The 17099-nt window shown below is 39.8% G+C and carries 21 protein-coding genes; 2 read left to right on the top strand and 19 right to left on the bottom strand.

Going from position 1 to position 17099, the window contains the following annotated elements:
• Positions 1-337 precede the first annotated feature (337 nt).
• Positions 338-1237: an iron-hydroxamate ABC transporter substrate-binding protein gene (locus ACZ9AO_RS02405; protein WP_476108479.1), complete on the top strand. Its 900-nt coding sequence runs from the start codon at positions 338-340 to the stop codon at positions 1235-1237.
• 224 nt (positions 1238-1461) lie between these two features.
• On the opposite strand, the gene ACZ9AO_RS02400 is transcribed toward ACZ9AO_RS02405, so the two are convergent.
• The 10 genes from ACZ9AO_RS02400 to ACZ9AO_RS02355 form a co-directional block, all read right to left on the bottom strand.
• Complete coding sequence (locus tag ACZ9AO_RS02400; protein WP_098184845.1) at positions 1462-1917, bottom strand: immunity protein YezG family protein; 456 nt, start codon at positions 1915-1917, stop codon at positions 1462-1464.
• A 26-nt stretch (positions 1918-1943) separates the two neighbouring features.
• Positions 1944-2240 (bottom strand): DNA/RNA non-specific endonuclease, encoded by a 297-nt coding sequence (locus ACZ9AO_RS02395; protein ID WP_476108361.1) that lies wholly within the window; start codon positions 2238-2240, stop codon positions 1944-1946.
• A gap of 18 nt (positions 2241-2258) precedes the next feature.
• Positions 2259-2585 (bottom strand): CYTH domain-containing protein, encoded by a 327-nt coding sequence (locus ACZ9AO_RS02390; RefSeq protein ID WP_251539411.1) that lies wholly within the window; start codon positions 2583-2585, stop codon positions 2259-2261.
• Positions 2586-2931: 346 nt separating this feature from the next.
• Positions 2932-3108, bottom strand: a complete 177-nt coding sequence (locus ACZ9AO_RS02385; protein WP_251539409.1) for an immunity protein YezG family protein — start codon at positions 3106-3108, stop codon at positions 2932-2934.
• A gap of 53 nt (positions 3109-3161) precedes the next feature.
• On the bottom strand, positions 3162-3386 hold the full coding sequence (locus ACZ9AO_RS02380; protein WP_251539407.1) for an immunity protein YezG family protein: 225 nt from the start codon (positions 3384-3386) through the stop codon (positions 3162-3164).
• Positions 3387-3499: 113 nt separating this feature from the next.
• Positions 3500-4012, bottom strand: coding sequence for an Imm6 family immunity protein (locus ACZ9AO_RS02375; RefSeq protein WP_251539405.1), 513 nt, complete (start codon positions 4010-4012; stop codon positions 3500-3502).
• Positions 4013-4028: 16 nt separating this feature from the next.
• Positions 4029-6053, bottom strand: a complete 2025-nt coding sequence (locus ACZ9AO_RS02370; RefSeq protein ID WP_476108359.1) for a ribonuclease YeeF family protein — start codon at positions 6051-6053, stop codon at positions 4029-4031.
• Entirely contained in the window at positions 6050-6340 is a 291-nt protein-coding gene (locus ACZ9AO_RS02365; protein WP_054395992.1) for a YwqI/YxiC family protein, read from the bottom strand. Before ACZ9AO_RS02365 ends, ACZ9AO_RS02370 begins: the two co-directional genes overlap by 4 nt.
• Positions 6340-6768, bottom strand: a complete 429-nt coding sequence (locus tag ACZ9AO_RS02360; RefSeq protein WP_251539401.1) for a YwqH-like family protein — start codon at positions 6766-6768, stop codon at positions 6340-6342. The genes ACZ9AO_RS02365 and ACZ9AO_RS02360 overlap by 1 nt, the downstream gene beginning before the upstream one ends.
• Positions 6769-6996: 228 nt before the next feature.
• Complete coding sequence (locus tag ACZ9AO_RS02355; protein WP_063593417.1) at positions 6997-7245, bottom strand: hypothetical protein; 249 nt, start codon at positions 7243-7245, stop codon at positions 6997-6999.
• A 342-nt stretch (positions 7246-7587) separates the two neighbouring features.
• On the opposite strand from ACZ9AO_RS02355, the gene ACZ9AO_RS02350 reads away from it, so the two are divergent.
• Positions 7588-7992: a hypothetical protein gene (locus ACZ9AO_RS02350; protein ID WP_048680706.1), complete on the top strand. Its 405-nt coding sequence runs from the start codon at positions 7588-7590 to the stop codon at positions 7990-7992.
• Between the two features lie 150 nt (positions 7993-8142).
• Here ACZ9AO_RS02350 and ACZ9AO_RS02345 read toward each other — a convergent pair whose 3' ends face one another.
• The 9 genes from ACZ9AO_RS02345 to ACZ9AO_RS02305 form a co-directional block, all read right to left on the bottom strand.
• The gene (locus ACZ9AO_RS02345) at positions 8143-8436 is read right to left on the bottom strand and encodes a hypothetical protein (RefSeq protein WP_063593415.1); all 294 of its coding nucleotides are present in this window, start codon (positions 8434-8436) and stop codon (positions 8143-8145) included.
• Positions 8437-8783: 347 nt separating this feature from the next.
• On the bottom strand, positions 8784-9794 hold the full coding sequence (locus ACZ9AO_RS02340) for a serine hydrolase domain-containing protein (RefSeq protein ID WP_476108358.1): 1011 nt from the start codon (positions 9792-9794) through the stop codon (positions 8784-8786).
• 125 nt (positions 9795-9919) lie between these two features.
• Positions 9920-10750, bottom strand: coding sequence for an ammonia-dependent NAD(+) synthetase (gene nadE, locus ACZ9AO_RS02335; protein WP_063593412.1), 831 nt, complete (start codon positions 10748-10750; stop codon positions 9920-9922).
• Between the two features lie 34 nt (positions 10751-10784).
• Positions 10785-12254, bottom strand: a complete 1470-nt coding sequence (locus tag ACZ9AO_RS02330) for a nicotinate phosphoribosyltransferase (protein WP_034312208.1) — start codon at positions 12252-12254, stop codon at positions 10785-10787.
• 61 nt (positions 12255-12315) lie between these two features.
• Positions 12316-12867 carry a cysteine hydrolase family protein gene (locus tag ACZ9AO_RS02325; protein ID WP_034312211.1) on the bottom strand — a complete coding sequence of 184 codons (552 nt, stop codon included), beginning with the start codon at positions 12865-12867 and terminating at the stop codon, positions 12316-12318.
• Between the two features lie 15 nt (positions 12868-12882).
• Positions 12883-13647, bottom strand: coding sequence for an NUDIX domain-containing protein (locus ACZ9AO_RS02320; RefSeq protein WP_072272934.1), 765 nt, complete (start codon positions 13645-13647; stop codon positions 12883-12885).
• Positions 13648-13841: 194 nt separating this feature from the next.
• On the bottom strand, positions 13842-15371 hold the full coding sequence (locus ACZ9AO_RS02315; protein ID WP_476108356.1) for an acyl-CoA carboxylase subunit beta: 1530 nt from the start codon (positions 15369-15371) through the stop codon (positions 13842-13844).
• A gap of 22 nt (positions 15372-15393) precedes the next feature.
• Complete coding sequence (locus tag ACZ9AO_RS02310; protein WP_318291721.1) at positions 15394-16176, bottom strand: enoyl-CoA hydratase; 783 nt, start codon at positions 16174-16176, stop codon at positions 15394-15396.
• A gap of 19 nt (positions 16177-16195) precedes the next feature.
• Positions 16196-17098 carry a hydroxymethylglutaryl-CoA lyase gene (locus tag ACZ9AO_RS02305; protein WP_285856411.1) on the bottom strand — a complete coding sequence of 301 codons (903 nt, stop codon included), beginning with the start codon at positions 17096-17098 and terminating at the stop codon, positions 16196-16198.
• Between the last annotated feature and the right edge of the window lies 1 nt (position 17099).

The following is a 17099-nucleotide window of genomic DNA, read 5'->3' as shown; positions in this document are numbered from 1 at the left end:
GACCTCAATATCCAGTATTTAACGACGCATGTTGAAAATGATGACACGAACCGAGCAATTTTATCCCTCTTCTTAGGATGCGGCATCCGGTTGAATGAGTTATTCACCTTTAGCTACTAGACTTGGTTTACGAAGAAAAACGCAATACTAGCGGGGGTGACGGTTTAGTTCACGGAGTTTAGCAATCTGGCGAAAGTTATTGACAATGATTATCATTCCTATTAATATGTTGATGTAGTCATTGAAAATGAATATCATTATTAATTAGACATTTTTTGGTATATTTTTAACCTACACTATAATTAGTAAGGAGAAAATCAAAATGAAATAGCTATTCATACCCTTCCTACTCTTGTTCGTACTTATTCTTAGTGCCTGTGGGAACAACGAGAAAGCGAACGAAAATAATGATTCCAAGACAAAACCAGAAACAATTACATATCAATCAGAAACTGGTCCTGTTGAGATTCCTAAAAACCCAAAAAGAATAATTGCTCTCTCCAATGGACCTAATGTATTGGCTTTGGAAGGTAATATTGTTGGAATAGATCAATGGACTAATATGAATCCCCTTTTTCAAGATAGACTAAAGGGAGTGGAAGTCGTTTCAGAAGATGACCTAGAGAAAATCATTGAACTTGAACCGGACCTAATCATAGCCGGATCCGAGATGAAAAATATCGGAAAGCTTAATGAAATTGCTCCGACTGTTGTATTCACATGGGGAAAATTAGATTATTTATCACAGCAAATAGAGATTGGAAAACTTTTAAACAAAGAAAAGGAAGCAAAAGAATGGGTTAATGATTTCGAAACGCGTGCAGAAACAGCAGGAAAAGCGATACGTGCAAAAATTGGTGAAGATGCAACCGTTTCTGTCATTGAAAATGATGCTAAAGAGTTTTATGTATTTGGAAATAATTATGCACGCGGAACAGAAATATTGTATCAAGCAATGGACTTGAAAATGCCTGAAAAAGTAAAAGAAAAGGCACTTAAATCCGGCATTTATGTCCTCTCATCTGAAGTGCTTCCTGAATATACTGGAGATTATATTATCTTTAGTAAAAACCCGGACGTAGTTAATTCATTTGTGGAGACCGAAACGTGGAAAAATATACCTGCAGTTAAGAACGATCGTATATTTGAAATAAATAGTAAAGCATCCACTTACAGTGATCCAATCACTCTAGAGCATCTTCTGGAATTTTTCGAAAAATCATTTCTTAACAAATAGTATGCAAAGAAGGAATTCTTTAAATGTGAATTCCTTCTTTTATGTTTTATACTTGAATATCTTCCCAGAAAAACAAACAGCACCTGATGCCTTTTAGGCAACAGATGCTGTTTAACTAGTTATATAAATTAATTCATTACTCACCCTGGTTATATAACTCCATGATGACATAATCTTCATGAGTTATGAATTCAAATTAGAGCATATCTTTAAATCTAAACAATTTAAAGATTATTATTTTTTATCTCCTCAAACCACTCATCAGCAAAATCATCTGCCGTTTTTATATCATCATTTGTATGTACTAAATCATACTTGTATTCAGCTTGAAGACTGCCACTCTTAGCATCATATATTAATTTCAACTCCGTTGGCATGTCTCTTTCGTATTCTTTGCATAATTCTTCAATTTTTTCGGCATCATCATTGATAATATTTAATACCATAAACTGTCGTTCTGTAGATACATCATATCTTTCGTCCCCATTTTCCAATGCATCGTTCACCTTATGACATTCTACATACTTATTGTTAATTAAATAAAAGAAACTGCTCGATATCATATCTTCTTCACATGAAGCATAAACATATACTTTATCGGCTCTATCTTCAACATATTCCATACAAATGGATATCATATCAGCTTGCAATTCACTAAATCTATCTTCAAATTGTTTCATACTATATTGCACTCCTTTTATAAATTTTAAAATTTTGCACTGCCCGGCTTACCATCAATAGTGTAATTAACTATAAATTTGTCTGGGCGCATATCATTCCCAGAGTAATTTATAGCAACATCAACTGTTACCTTTTTTGGTGGTGTTTCTTTTAGAGCTGCAGCCCATTTATCTTCGACTTTCTTATATTTCTTCAAATTAACATCAGATAATTGCGATACCAAATTGTAAATTTTAGGTAATCCTCCAAACCTATCACCTGCCAAATGCCTTGCATGGTCTTGACCTTTTACTTTACCTGGTGTATTTTTGCTGTGTGACAATCTGTCTTTTCTTTCTGCTTATTGTAAATTCTCTGTTTCAAATTTTGTAATCCTACCTAAATTATCTGTTTCATATAAGTAATCATACTCTCCAGTTTTATACCTAATATCAGGCTTTAACCTATTTTTTCTACCATTTGTAAACTGTTGCCCTTTGTCGATAAATGTTTTGACTTCACTTACTCCAGAATTATCTTTACGCGTACCCTTAGGAACACTCTCCCCTGAAGCACCCTCTACTTTTTTATCCTTCACCGTGAATTTCTGATAGGCTTCCTTAATTGTCTGTTTTTCCATTATAATTTGGGGAAGGTTTGGTCCTCCTGCGAGGGAAACTTGTTCCATACTTATCCGTTTAGGTATTTCTTTTTTACCTAGTTCGTCACCTATATTTTTTAACGTGGTTTTTCCTGATCTCGCGATGTCTGTTATTGTAGCCTGAACCTTCTGAACCTGCTTTTGCGCAAATTCCTTGCTGTAAGGGATGAACTTTGTACCCCTTGTATTTGAACACGTTCCTGTCTGAGGTCAGTAAATCCATTTTCTTATCTATAAATATTCTTAGACCTAACGGCCTTTTATCTGAGGAGCCCGATATAACTTAAAACGATACATATTCTATTTCTACAATGAAAAGACCTTAACTTTACCGTTAAGGTCATACAAAAAAACAAGCTTTTCTTATCCTCCATTATTCTTTCTTGAGGTATTCTTCTAAAATAATCTTATCATATTCAGTTAAAAGACCCAAACGATTATATTCCCAAATAACCCTTCTTTCGTGATCATCTGCATCTGATAGATCTTCATAATCATAGTCAACCTTAAATTTTCCTGTACTTTCTAAAGTAAAAGTTAAATTGGTCAATTGTTATTGATAATTATCTTTAAATTCATCTGATAATTCTTTTAAAACCTTTATTAACCTCCGCCATGTATCTCTATTCTACTAATACTATGTAATTCAGGGATATCGTGACTATATATGAGTTTATCATTAATATTAGACTGATAGAAAAAGAACGCAGTCCCTGTCCCCTCATTAACTTCTCCATACAAAATTACTTTACTCCATTCTTCTGGAATCATCTCATATACAGTTTGAGCTATTTTCTGATAATATTCATTTAGTTTTGATTCATTCATTTTTTATCCCCCCTGCTCTATTTTCAATTTTTCTTAACATTCTCAGGTTCACCTAATAAGTATTGTTAAGTAAAAAAACCTTCTCCCTTAGGAAGAAGGTCTATTTTATGTTGTTAGAACAACGGTAAACTACCCCTTTTTATATAATTATAGTTTTCAATATTATCGTTTAATGAGTAGTTTTCCAATAAGTATTTTTTTACATTATTTAGACTTTCAATATTAAAATAACCAGATTCAATTGCATTTTCACCTAATATTCTTAACGTTTCATCATCAATCACTTCAATCACTTGAGGAACAAAGTCTCTTTTTTCCTTTTTATATGCTTGATAAGTTGTATAAGAAACAGCATCTAAAACTGAATACCATGCATATTGTTTTTGTACATCCTTTTCTTTATTTGCAAACTCAGCTACATCTACATAATCTTCGCTATCTATGTAGTTACACAAATCATCAGCATCGATTTTTTCACCTTCTAGCCATTTCCAACAGGAATCTAGAGCTTCTCTACCAGTTTTATATCCGAGTTCATTCATACTAATTATATTATACATATTTTCAGCTATTACTAATCCTACTGCAACCTTAGCCACTGCATTGAGATTATTGATAAAATCCATAACTATCATTCCCTACTTATTTTCTTATTTTAACCACATTTTCTGGCAATCCATTTATTACCTCAAAGGATAATGTATCTCTTGGTTTTGGTAAACTTGGATTTATTTCAGTCGTTACCTTAATTTTTAAATTAGGATACATATCAGTCATTTGCTTAAATATTCCTCTTTCATCATTTGGAACAGGATCAAACAAACCTTTTGTACATTTATTACAAATTCCGTTTGGATTAGACTGATGGATATATAGTGTTCCCTTCATATCTTCTGGTTTAAGTCGTGCTTTTTTAACAGCATCCTCAAATTCAGCTATTATACCTTCTTCTGCATGATCCATGAACTGGGCATGTCCTCTTATTGCTCTATTATAAGGAGCTTTAATTTCACGACCAGGATATAGTTCATCCAAACTTGGTAAACCTGCTTCTTTTCTAACTTTGGGAGAGCCACCCTCAAATACTATACCTTCTAAACCTTTTATATCTGTTTTTCCAATAGCAATTGTTTGAGTTTCAGGAACACCTAGTTTTTTTCTAAGTCTTTCCAAATCTTCTTTCCCAACGTTAATATCCGATTTACTTCCAGTTCCATTTACACCCTTACCACCATCACTCTTTACCGCAAACTTCTGCACGATATCCTTAATCGTCGTTTTATCAAATGTGACATGTTTATAGTTGTTTCCATACGCCGTCGCTAATTCTTCGACCCTAATCCCGAGAGGTACTTCCACCTTGCCGATTTCCCTGCCGAAGGCTTGAACCTTCTGAACCTGCTTTTGCGCAAATTCCTTGCTGTAAGGGATGAACTTTGTACCGCTTGCTACTTTATCGGCGACCTTCGCCGCACCAGCCACACCGCCGATTCCGAGTGCCATCAATAGTCCGTTCTTGCGCTGTTCCTCGGTCAGCTGGTTGCCGAACATGTCTTTGCCTGTGGCCGCTTCACCGAGGCCGTTGGCTGCGAGGAGCCCGTATATCCCGTATTCGGTTTTCTGGAGGAGGCTAAAGCCTTTTGTCGTTTTATAGGCATCGAGCGCGTGGTCCGCTGCGTTGAGTCCTTTGGCCGTTTTGTATAGGGCGCTTCCGCCTTTGATGGCCCGTCCGGCCCAGCCGACGACGGGGATGAATCCAGCGGCTGCCATGGCGCCTGCGGCGATTCGTTCGGCATCGGACAGCTTGCGGCCCGTTACTGGATCGACTCCGGTCGAGGCCCTGATAGAATCATAATATCCCGTGAATTCCCCTGTAAAGGTTTTTGTCGTATCCCAGGCCTTTTCGTACCATGGGCGGTTTTCGAGTTCTTCCATTTCCTGTTCGATTTTCCGGGCTTCGGCTTGCTGCTTTTTGAAGGTTTGATAGTCTTTCATCTGACCGGCGACTTCATCCTTCACTTGATAGACGTCACTGCTCTTGAATGCCGACTGATCGAACGTCATCGGCGAAACGTTGCCGTCCTGTTTGGTGGCATCAAGCAAGGCACGGAAGAGGCCAACGGCCACGTTTTCCTGCCCGACGGACACATCATATTCCTCGACCAATTGCCGGTCGACATTCTCGACCTTTGTCACGGTGTCATCCAGTCTATACCCGGCCAGCGTGATTTTTTCATTAAAGTCCTTTTGATCGAACATATCAAGAGGCAGGATATCATCAATGCTGTTCAGGATTCTTTGGAGATCGTTCGCTTGTTCATCGACAAGCGATTTCGCTTGGTTGATGCCGTTCGTCACTTCGCCATCTAAAAAGGGAACCTCGACCACCGTATTTCCGGAGAGGTCCGCCTCTTCCAGACTGGCCGGTATGCCTTCCAAAAAACTGATTTGGGTCGTGAATAGTTCCATCCAGGCGTCCGCCACCTCGATTTGCGCTTCATAGAAGCTTTTGATGGCGGTAGCACCGGCTCCCTGAAACTCGTTATCCAGGCCGACAATGCCCTGAAATTCCTTTTTCAGGGCTGCGACTTCCTTCTTTAGGTCTTCATATTGCTTGGCACGCGACTGGGTTGCGGCCGTCAATGTCTCGGCTTCATATATTTTCATCTCACAGGATACCCATGTGAAGACGTATGAGCGATGGCTTCATCCTGTTCTTTTAATAAGTCAATGTTGGCACGGGTATCTTCCACATTTTTCTGGACGATTTTGATATATTGCTCGAAGACCTTCTCCAGGTTCGTTTCCCGATCGATCCATTTCGAAGTGAATTCCAATTTATTGTTGCCAAGCTCGCCTGCCGGCAAATTTCCAAGCGTGACTGTACCAAGTGCCGTCTTCACTTGATCGACTTGCTTCATTACGGCAGGATGATTCAGTTTGATTGTCGTCATTAAAACAACCGCCTTTTTAAATCGGATATTTTACTTTCCAGCTGCTCAAATGCCTCTTCTCCTTTGTTCAAAAGGGAGTCGGCTTCTTGGGCTATATTCCCCGCTATACTCAGAAGTGTATTCTCGGCATTCAGCTTTGTAATCATCGCCTCGATTTTCCATTGGTAATCATCATAATCGTCATGAATGATACCGAACATCACATTGTAGGCATCATGACGGGCATCCTGAAAGTGATCCGAACGGTTCCCTGTCCAGCTGCCACCAAGCTCAGGGTCTTTTATTTTCCTAATCTCGTTAAGACACATGCTCTGCTCTTTTATAATATCGTTTTTCGCATTTTCTAATCGATCAATTTTCACATTTAAATCAGCTTTTTTACTGGAGATAGCAGAGTGTATATTACTCAAAATATCTGCATATACCATGAAACTCACCTCAGAAACAGTATAATCCTACACTAAATGTCATATTTTCCTATTTAATATTATAAGGATTATAGTCCGAGAGTTAAATAGGGAGAAATATGCTATTTTGTCAGTTAAAAGAGAAGATTGGCATAAAAAAATTCCTACATACCATATTCTTTATACCCGGCATTTTACCAATTTTAAACAAGTAAACCCTTTGAATTCTCTATATAAATTTCCGACACTTCATTCAAACTGTCCTTGACTGTATCTATGCAGCAAGTCATCCCGAACAAATTCCCTGCAAGAGGAAGATAAATGTGACCGCTCGGGATGTATTAAATCACCAAAAGGCAAATCACCGACAAATTTAACTTCACCTTCAAAGTCCTGTCCGGATTCAGCATCAAAACCGATGACCTTCACAAAGCAAGTTTTGTGTCCGGTTTTCATAAAATCAATTACTGTTAACACATGATTATGTATATCATTCATACTTTTTCCTCCAACCATGAAATCATTAAGTAAAAATATTTTTTTCTAGCATTCCGATTAAAACAATTATGGTTTAGATCCCTAAGGTGTTAAAACATTGGAAATAGGCACTCCTGCTTTCCTTGAATTACTTTATTTTCCTATGTATTTTGTTCAGTCTACCCTTATTTAGCTGACGTTACATGAACTGATTTCTTCATTCATTTATGTTTTTTTTTCGTTTCCAAGCATGTTTGGATTTCCCATTACTTCCACCGAAGGTCAGTCTGGGAGCCTCGATGACCTTCCCTCTTCTATATAGATTTATAACCTGCTATAATCTAAGGATTGGAGGTGTGAGAAATGAAAGAAATCATCCAGATATTAGCTGAAATCGTCAATAATCTTCACGATTTCATCCTATTCTTTGTAAGTGACACATTAAATTCAAATGCAACGGACAAAGATTTGCATTTTTGGATAATGGGAATCATCGGTATCATCATATTTTTGTTCGTGTTATTTTTATCTAATTTAATTGCCCGGATGCGTTTTGGTATAACGATACTCTCTTTCCTTTATACCTTTACAGTCATGGTTGTTTTAGTATTTGCCATTGAGATACAGCAAGCCCTTACCAGCAGAGGAAATATGGAGTTTCAAGATGCGGCGATAGGCCTATGGGGGTTCATCGTATTTTTCATGGTTTTTGCTGTACTATCATCCTTATTCCTATTGGTGAAGAATTTTTTCAAGCAATCAAAATAAAGGTAACGATAGGTCACCTTGCTTAAAACATTCCAAATGCCTTTCAATAACTGGAAATTTGGGTTTTGTATTGGCGGGAATGATAAATTCTCTGTAGCATTATCTTAAATCGAAAGCAAGGTTACAGAGAAGCAAATATGATTCGGGGAATTACTTCGATTCATTTTCATTGAATAAATCAATGCTGAACAGATTAAAAGAATCGTCGTCATTAATACGTTCCTGATCATTTCCTGTTATATCAGGACTATTTTCCCTGCGGCGGCGATTTACTTCCCTTAATTCCGCTTCCAGAAATTCTGCTTGTTCGTGGGAAAGCTTGATCGTGATTTCATTATTTTGATCATCTGCAGCTTTCAAGAGGACATAGCTATCCGCAGCATTACGTAAAGTCACATTGCTTACTGTTAAGTTCATGTTCGCTAGTTCATATCTTGCCTTCATAATGTAAAAAGAACCTCCATCGGAAAATACCGGATAAAATAAAGTATATTAAATATACTCTACTTCAAGATATTTAAATATACAAATTCTTTGTTTGGAAAAGCCTTGAAACCTAAGAAAGCTACCTCCTTAAAGATTTCCGACAATAAAAAATTGGTGTGCCGCATCATTAAAGATTCGTTCTTGAATAAGGGTACAGAAGGGGTTCTTCCCTTGAAACTCCAGAAGTTCTGGAACCAATTTATCAATTGAATGCGAAATCGTCCCTTTCTTAAAAAATACTTGAATGAATTCGGATTGACTATAAACAATGGAACCCTCCATTAGTGGAAAGGTTCCATTTATTTTTATACTTCTTTCTCGATCGCTCTAGTAATATGGTATGGACCCATGCCTTTATTTGAAGTAATGACGGTTCTCAATCGCTTTGCCGGATATACCGCAGAATTGAAACTTACCCCCGGGTCATACCCCATAAGGTGGTATTTAAAAATCGCGTCATTTTTTTTACGGATCCATATACCATAGCCATAGTATTCCCCTTCATCTTCTGTAGCAATATGGGTTTCCAATAAGAGATTGGTATATTCTTGATTCAGTAACTGATTGGAAAATAACCCATCCCAAAACCTGAACATATCTGATGTGGTAATATACTTCCCTCCATCCGCACTGCCTTTGATGGGAAGGGAATAAACGTTGGTTCTCCATGCTCCATTTTCTTCGTCTATGTACCCTAATGCAGTATTTTTAGGTAGCTGATCCATGGAAAAATAACCGGAATTTTTCATTTCACAAGGCAGAAAGATGTTCTTGTCGATATATTCGGTAAATTCAAGTCCGGTTAGTTCCTCAACAATCAATCCTAATAAAATATAGCCTGCATTATTGTAATGAAACCTTTCCCCGGGTTGAAACATCATCACCTCATCTTGAAACATAGGCAGGAAATCTTTTAATCCTTTTACATGGTACATCGGATTATTCTTCCATAGCTCCTCAAAATCATCCATCACTTCTTCATCAAAGTAATCAGGGATGCCCGAAGTGTGTGTTAAGAGGTGATGTATGGTCACATTTTGATTGAAATTAGGAAACATGATCCGAACACAGTCTTTAAGCTTAGAATCGAACCTAAGCTTTCCTTTTTGTATTAACTGGCAAATGGCTATCGCGGTAAACAGTTTACAACCGAAAGCAATACCGAACCTTGTTTCGGTCGTATTCATGATTTCATCCGCTCGATTGGAATAGCCATATTCTGAACTATGGATCAGATCATCTCCCGCTTTCACACTGATTACACCCGAGAATTCAATTTCCTTGCTCGTTGCTTCAATATTCCTGGATAAATCCATATGTAAGAGTCCCCCTTTGCCGGTAAAATTTTCATTACTGATGTATTGGCCAAGGTGCTTGTTTGGTCTTGCAAAAAAACCCGCATCTTATGTGATGCGGGATAACTTATCTTAGTTTTCACTCGTTATTTCCACCAAGTATCATAAACATTAATGGCTTCATTGCGTTTATGTTCGGTTTTAGTATACCATCCTTCGATGATTTCAGCTGCTTCCGTTCTTATTTCCTTGCCTTCAAGATAATCATCGATTTCATCATAGCTAACGCCTAAAGCCACTTCATCAGGAAGTAACGGTTTGTCATCTTCTAAATCGGCCGTTGGTATTTTCGTATAAAGGCGCTCAGGAGCACCCACGAATTTTAGGATTTCTTTTCCTTGCCTTTTATTTAAGCGGTATAAAGGAATGATATCCGCTGCACCGTCACCATGTTTCGTAAAGAAACCTGTGATCGCTTCAGCTGCATGGTCCGTACCAAGCACAACGCCTTTATACAGCCCGGCTAAATCATATTGCACCTTCATTCGCTCTCGTGCTTTAACATTTCCCCTTAAGAAATTCGATAGCTTTTCAGAAACTGCTTCTTCCACAGCTTTGACAGATGCATCCACCGCTTCCTTGATGTTGACTGTAACCGTTTGGCTTGGCTTAATGAATTTTAAAGCCAGCTGCCTATCATCTTCATCTGCCTGTACTCCATATGGCAAGCTTACAGCAACAAACTTATAGTCGCTGCCATTCGTTTCTTCATTTAATTCATTGACAGCGGTTTGGGCAATATAGCCCGCCAGTGTTGAATCTTGACCTCCGGAAATTCCAAGTACAAAGCTTTTCAGAAACGTATTTTTCTTCATATACCCTTTTAATAGATCAACACTTTTCCTGAATTCGGCTTCGGGATCGATCGTTGGCTGGACAAGTAATTTTTTTACGATTTCTTTTTGTAATGGACGCATTGGCATTGCCCCGCTTTCTAATAAAATAGATTGGTCATTTCGTTAGCATTCTTTCAACTTTGGCTTTAACTTCATCTATATTCCTCATTTTATTATCCCAACAATCCTGGCTTAGATCTACCGGATATTCTTCAGGATTAAGTGCACGAAGGTACTCCGGCCATAATACTTGGAGATTTTTTTGCGTGAAGGCCTTGATCTCATCTATGGTCGGCAATTCATAAATCAAACTTCCATCCTTGAAAATATCCACATGCAGATCAACCGCATCGAAATCCGTGACGAATTTACTTAGGAATGTATGGACAGGATGAAACATTTTTAATTTTTCCTGTTCCTGCGGCTTCTCATATTCCATTGCCAAATAATCACCTTCAGCATGATGGTTCACTTTATTGATGATTCGATATACTCGTTTTAAGCCAGGTGTCGTAACCTTTTCAGGGTTAGAAGAAATTTTGATTGTATCTCTCATATTCCCATCTTCGCCCTCTATTGAAACCATTTTATAAACAGCACCCAGCGCTGGCTGGTCATAAGCCGTAATCAATTTGGTTCCGATGCCCCAAATGTCAATTCTTGCTCCTTGTTGTTTCAGATTGATGATTGTATATTCATCAAGGTCATTGGAAGCGACAATCTTCGCATCATGGAACCCTGCAGCATCAAGCATACGTCTTGCTTCTTTTGATAAGTAAGCTAAATCACCACTGTCAAGACGGACGCCAATGAAATTGATTTTATCACCCAACTCCTTGGCAACACGGATTGCATTTGGGATGCCAGAACGCAATGTATCATACGTATCAACCAAGAATACACAGTCTTTATGGGAAACAGCATATTTATGAAAAGCCGTATATTCATCTTTATAAGCTTGGATCATGGAATGTGCATGCGTCCCTGAAACCGGAATGCCGAACAGCTTTCCAGCCCGTACATTACTAGTGGAATCAAAGCCAGCAATATAGGCCGCTCTCGCTCCCCAAATTGCGGCATCCATTTCTTGAGCCCGCCTTGAACCGAATTCTAGGGCAGATTCTTCTCCGATGACCTGCTTGATGCGTGATGCCTTTGTTGCCACGAGTGTGTGATAGTTCACAATGTTAAGCAACGCAGTTTCTATGAGTTGAGCCTCACCAAGCGGTGCTTCCACCCGTAAAATCGGTTCATTGCCGAAGACGAGTTCCCCCTCTTTCATGCAGCGGATCTCTCCCGTGAAACGGATGTTCTTCAAATATTTCAAAAATTCTTCATCATAGTGCAGATCATTTTTTAAATAGTCGATATCACTTTCCGAGAAGGAAAAGTTTTGAAGGTAATGGACAATTTTTTCAAGTCCTGCAAAAATCGCATATCCGCTATTAAATGGAAGTTTTCTGAAAAATATCTCGAAAACTGCCTTGCGGTTATGTGTTTTGTCCTGCCAATAAGTTTGAGCCATATTAATTTGGTATAGGTCAGTGTGTAATGCGTAACTGTCATCGTTGTATTTTTTTTCCATGGATAGTTCCTCCCAAAAGAGAAGCATTCGCTTCCCTTCTATTCTGTTGCTTGTATCGAAATTATAGAATGGTTGCTCCAAGAGATCCTTTAAAATGTCCAAGCGCCCAATGGTGACCGGCATCATTGAACGAGGCCACTGCATGTTCATATACAAAAATTTTATAGCCTAAATTATAAGCGTCGATTGCCGTATGCAAAATACAAATATCTGTACAAACTCCGACTAAATATACATCGGTAATGTGACGTTCCCGCAGGCGGATATCAAGGTCCGTTCCTGCAAAGGCCGAATAACGTGTTTTATCTATATAATGAACATTCTTTTGATTTTTATTTGTTTCATATTCCTCTTTTAACGCCCCATATAGGTCTCTACCCATTGTACCGCTAATATTATGCGGTGGAAACAAATTCGATTCGGGATGTAAGCGGTCTCCTTCTTCATGTAAATCAATCGCGAATACCGTATATTCGCCTTGTTTGATAAACTCCTTGGTTATGCTGACAAGTTCCTTCTCGATATCCTGACCTGGCTTCCCGCAGGTCAATGAACCCCCGTCTGCAACGAAGTCATACGTATAATCTATATTGATCAATGCCTTTTTTCCCATATCACCAATTCCCCCTTAATAGTAAATAGAGTCCATGACAACCTCTGCATTAAACCGGTAAAGCTGTGAAGGCCGATAGGAATTACGTTTCGTTTTCTTTTGCATTCCCTTTTCATCCAATACTTTCTCCAAAAACGGAAGTTTCGGGGCTTTTGCATAAAAAAGTGAGTCTGCACTGATTTTTGCATCATCTCTGGCTGTCAGCAAAACCCGTTGCAGTTCAGAAAGTGTAAATTCATCCGGCAGGAATTTTTGGGCTATCGTCGTTTGCACCATTTCTTTTTTCAATACATTCATCGCATCGTTAATAATTGTATAATGATCAAATGCAAGATCTAATTGTAAGGCTTCCTGAATCGTGAACAATTCAACCTCAGCTGCGTCGTCATTCGCTTTTCTTTGATGAAGAAACTCTTCCTGGACAATTGCATAAAAAGCATTGGATATGATCCATCCCCTGGGATCGCGCCCTGGGCGGTCATAGACCCCGAAATGCTTGACATGGAATCCAGCTACGCCCGTTTCTTCTTTCAATTCCCGTTTAGCTGCTTCATAGGCAGTCTCGGCAGCATTGACAAAGCCTCCGGGTAAAGCCCATTTATCTCCTTCAACATTGGGGCTTCCTTCCTTATCTTTTGAGGCACGTTTGATTAATAATAGCTTCAAAAACATTTCAGGCGGGGCTTTCTCTGCCGTTTTCTTCGTAGTAATAGTAAAAATCGCAATATCTGCTGTGTATCCATCTGGAGTAATATATTTCCTTTTTTCCTGCTGAGCCATGGCAACTCTCACTTTCTTTCACTAAGTATGGAATTAAGTAATTAGTAAATCTTTAATTACTAATTATAGTACTCTTCCTTGTGTGATTTAGCAACTCTAAATCAGAAAAATTTTCTAATTATTTAAATAACCATTCATTTTATTCCATGAAAAAAAGCCCAGTCATGATGAACCGGGCTTTTTTATTGAACACTTTATACGGGATAGACCCCATGCTTACGATCGGTAAATGTCAATTGCTTACTGCTATACGCTTCAAAGCGCGCGCTCAATTCATCACGCAGGTCATTCGGCTGGATGATGCCATCAACGATCATTTCAGAGGCTAAGCGGTAAATATCGATATCTTCATTATACTCATTGCGCTTCTGTTCGATGAATTTAGGGCGCTCTTCTGGTTCCATCGCATTGATTTTATTGGCATAAACTGCATTGACCGCAGCTTCAGCCCCCATGACCGCTATCAATGCCGTCGGTAAGGCAAGAACGCAGTCCGGTTCAAAAGCGGGACCGGCCATCGCATATAGTCCGGCACCATAAGCTTTACGGACGATGACGGAAATCTTGGGAACAGTGGCTTCACTCATGGCCGAGATCATTTTCGCACCATGGCGAATGATTCCTGCCCGTTCGACCTTCGTCCCAATCATGAATCCTGGAATATCCACCAGGAACAACAGCGGTATATGGAAAGCGTCACATAAGTTGATGAACTTGGCAGCCTTATCAGCTGAATCATGGAACAGGACGCCGCCCTTGACTCGCGGCTGATTGGCTATGATCCCTATCGTTTGACCATTCAGCCTTGCAAGCCCAGTGATTAATTCAGGGGCAAATAGCTTTTTGATTTCACAAAATGATTGCCTGTCTATAACCCTATCGATCAGGTCGTACATATTGAAGGCAGCATTCTGATTTTTAGGAATCAGTTCTTCCAAAGTTTTTTCGAAATCCGCAGGCAGCTCAGGTTTTACGCTTTTAGATCTTTCTTGATAATTTCCTGGAAAATAGCTTAAGTACCTGCGCGCAAACGCGATCGATTCTTCTTCCGACTTGACAAGTACATCGCCGCAGCCTGAAACGGAACAATGCATTTTCGCCCCGCCCATTTCCTCTTCGCTCACCTTTTCGCCAATGACCATTTCCGCCATTCTCGGTGAACCTAAATACATGGATGCATTGCCATCAACCATTACGACAATATCACAAAAAGCTGGGATATATGCCCCGCCGGCGGCGGACGGACCGAACAATAGACAAATTTGCGGGACTTTTCCTGATAACTTCACTTGGTTGTAAAAGATGCGGCCCGCTCCTCGGCGGCCCGGAAACATTTCTACTTGATCCGTAATTCGTGCCCCGGCAGAATCGACTAAATAAAGAAGGGGCAGCTGTAACTTTTCGGCTGTTTCCTGAATGCGAATGATTTTCTCGACGGTCCTTGCTCCCCAGGATCCAGCTTTTACAGTCGAATCATTGGCCATGACACAGACCCTTTGACCATTGATTTTTCCGATGCCCGTAACCACACCATCAGCAGGCAGACCAACACTTGCACAATTGGCAAAGAAAGCGTCCTCTATTTCTACCCCTTCATCGAAAAGCAGCTCTAGACGTTCACGTACGAAAAGCTTTCCTTTTTCAGCGTTTTTTTGATGATACTTTTCTAAACCGCCTTTTTTAATCGTTTCAACCGTTTCGGTTAGTTTATCCGTCGTTACCATCCCTGTTCCTCCTTCAAAGAAATCATTGGCCTCTATATACCGGTTTGCGTTTTTCCTTGAATGCTGACAGACCCTCCAGTCGGTCAAGGGTTTTTAAAGTTGTCTGATAGCAGTCATTTTCAATTTGCAATCCTGTTTTCAAGTCAGTCTCAGCCCCTTGATTGATCGCCGCTTTTGCAGCCCTGAGTGCTAATGGGGCATTGACCGCAATCTCCTTAGCCAATTTTTTCGCTTCCTCAAGTAATTGTTGGGGTGAATATACATGACTGATGATTTTCAAGGCATGTGCCGTTTTTGCATCCAATCTCCTTGCCGTATAAATCAGTTCTTTCGCTGTCGGCATTCCGACTATCCGGGGCAGTCGCTGTGTACCGCCTGCACCAGGGATGATGCCTAATGAAGTTTCAGTCAGCCCCACCTTTGCCGTATCCGATGCGATGCGTATGTCACAAGCGAGTGCCAATTCCAGCCCACCGCCAAAAGCCGAACCGTTAATCGCGGCGATGACCGGTACTGGAAGGTTTTCTACAGCCGTAATCGTGTCTCCGATCAACTTGACAGTCTCCTTGACTTTATCATCATTCATACCCGCTCTTTCCTTAAGATCCGCACCTGCACAAAACGCCTTTTCACCTGCTCCGGTTATAATGACTGTTCGTAAATTGGAATCTCTCTTCAATTCATCCAGCCCTTCGACTAAGCAATGAAGCAATTCTGTGGATAAAGCATTAGCAGCATCCGGCCGATTCAAGGTCACGAGGGCAATTCCCTTTTCTTCATACCTTATATCAACTAATGAAGTCATACCTTCACCTCGATTTCGCTTATTGTGCGTTATTTACAGCCATCTGATGGCTAGGCAATGGTTTTTCCAAAAAGCTTTGAACCATGGCCGCAGCCTTCATAAGCTTTTCGGGATTGATTCCTGTGTGAATCCCCATTTTATGTAGCATATGAACCAGGTCATCCGTAGCCACATTTCCGCTCGCGCCTGGTGCATACGGGCATCCCCCTAAACCTCCGAGCGAAGAGTCGAAAGTGTCAATACCATAATTCAGTGATTCAAGAATATTTGCGAGTGCCATTCCCCTTGTATCATGAAAATGGAGGGCAATTTGGCTCATATCATATCTTTTTACAGCCTGTTCAAGGAACAGTGCAACCTGCCTTGGAGACGCGACCCCAATGGTATCACCCAATGAGACTTCGTCGATGCCATATTCAAAAAGTTGATCACAAACACGGAAAACCTGATCAGTCGAAACTTCCCCTTCATACGGACAGCCGAAAACGGTTGAAACATAGCCCCTAACCGTTTTCCCGCTATTTGCTGCTGTCCTGATGACATCCTTCAATATTGGAAAGGTATCGGAAATCGACTTATTGATATTTTTTAGATTATGCGTTTCACTAGATGACATGAACACGGAAATATCATCCATATTGGCTTCAAGGGCCGACTCCAGACCCCTTTGATTCGGTACAAGGGCCGCATAAGTGATACCAGGCTTGCGCTTTATTCCCTTAGCCACCAGGGCGGCATCACTCAATTGGGGAATCCACTTTGGGTGTACGAAAGAAGTCACTTCTATATAAGATAATCCTGTATCAGAGAGCTGATCGATCCACTCCATTTTGCTTTGTGCAGGTATTATGACCTTTTCATTTTGCAACCCGTCACGGGGTCCAACTTCCTTAATTGTCACTTTTTCTGGCCAATTCATCATA

The sequence above is a fragment of the Peribacillus sp. TE19612 genome (genome assembly GCF_056279465.1).
Note: the sequence above shows the minus strand (reverse complement) of the source record. Positions and strands in the feature narration are given on the sequence as shown.

What these genes read in the sequence shown, in the direction of transcription:
- ACZ9AO_RS02400 (WP_098184845.1), bottom strand. Translation starts at nt 1,917, where the DNA reads ATGAAACAATTTGAAGATAGATTTAGTGAATTGCAAGCTGATATGATA.
- ACZ9AO_RS02390 (WP_251539411.1), bottom strand. Translation starts at nt 2,585, where the DNA reads ATGGAACAAGTTTCCCTCGCAGGAGGACCAAACCTTCCCCAAATTATA.
- ACZ9AO_RS02380 (WP_251539407.1), bottom strand. Translation starts at nt 3,386, where the DNA reads ATGAATGAATCAAAACTAAATGAATATTATCAGAAAATAGCTCAAACT.
- ACZ9AO_RS02375 (WP_251539405.1), bottom strand. Translation starts at nt 4,012, where the DNA reads ATGGATTTTATCAATAATCTCAATGCAGTGGCTAAGGTTGCAGTAGGA.
- ACZ9AO_RS02370 (WP_476108359.1), bottom strand. Translation starts at nt 6,053, where the DNA reads ATGAAAATATATGAAGCCGAGACATTGACGGCCGCAACCCAGTCGCGT.
- ACZ9AO_RS02365 (WP_054395992.1), bottom strand. Translation starts at nt 6,340, where the DNA reads ATGACGACAATCAAACTGAATCATCCTGCCGTAATGAAGCAAGTCGAT.
- ACZ9AO_RS02360 (WP_251539401.1), bottom strand. Translation starts at nt 6,768, where the DNA reads ATGGTATATGCAGATATTTTGAGTAATATACACTCTGCTATCTCCAGT.
- ACZ9AO_RS02355 (WP_063593417.1), bottom strand. Translation starts at nt 7,245, where the DNA reads ATGAATGATATACATAATCATGTGTTAACAGTAATTGATTTTATGAAA.
- ACZ9AO_RS02350 (WP_048680706.1), top strand. Translation starts at nt 7,588, where the DNA reads ATGAAAGAAATCATCCAGATATTAGCTGAAATCGTCAATAATCTTCAC.
- ACZ9AO_RS02345 (WP_063593415.1), bottom strand. Translation starts at nt 8,436, where the DNA reads ATGAAGGCAAGATATGAACTAGCGAACATGAACTTAACAGTAAGCAAT.
- ACZ9AO_RS02340 (WP_476108358.1), bottom strand. Translation starts at nt 9,794, where the DNA reads ATGGATTTATCCAGGAATATTGAAGCAACGAGCAAGGAAATTGAATTC.
- nadE (WP_063593412.1), bottom strand. Translation starts at nt 10,750, where the DNA reads ATGCGTCCATTACAAAAAGAAATCGTAAAAAAATTACTTGTCCAGCCA.
- ACZ9AO_RS02330 (WP_034312208.1), bottom strand. Translation starts at nt 12,254, where the DNA reads ATGGAAAAAAAATACAACGATGACAGTTACGCATTACACACTGACCTA.
- ACZ9AO_RS02325 (WP_034312211.1), bottom strand. Translation starts at nt 12,867, where the DNA reads ATGGGAAAAAAGGCATTGATCAATATAGATTATACGTATGACTTCGTT.
- ACZ9AO_RS02320 (WP_072272934.1), bottom strand. Translation starts at nt 13,647, where the DNA reads ATGGCTCAGCAGGAAAAAAGGAAATATATTACTCCAGATGGATACACA.
- ACZ9AO_RS02315 (WP_476108356.1), bottom strand. Translation starts at nt 15,371, where the DNA reads ATGGTAACGACGGATAAACTAACCGAAACGGTTGAAACGATTAAAAAA.
- ACZ9AO_RS02310 (WP_318291721.1), bottom strand. Translation starts at nt 16,176, where the DNA reads ATGACTTCATTAGTTGATATAAGGTATGAAGAAAAGGGAATTGCCCTC.
- ACZ9AO_RS02305 (WP_285856411.1), bottom strand. Translation starts at nt 17,098, where the DNA reads ATGATGAATTGGCCAGAAAAAGTGACAATTAAGGAAGTTGGACCCCGT.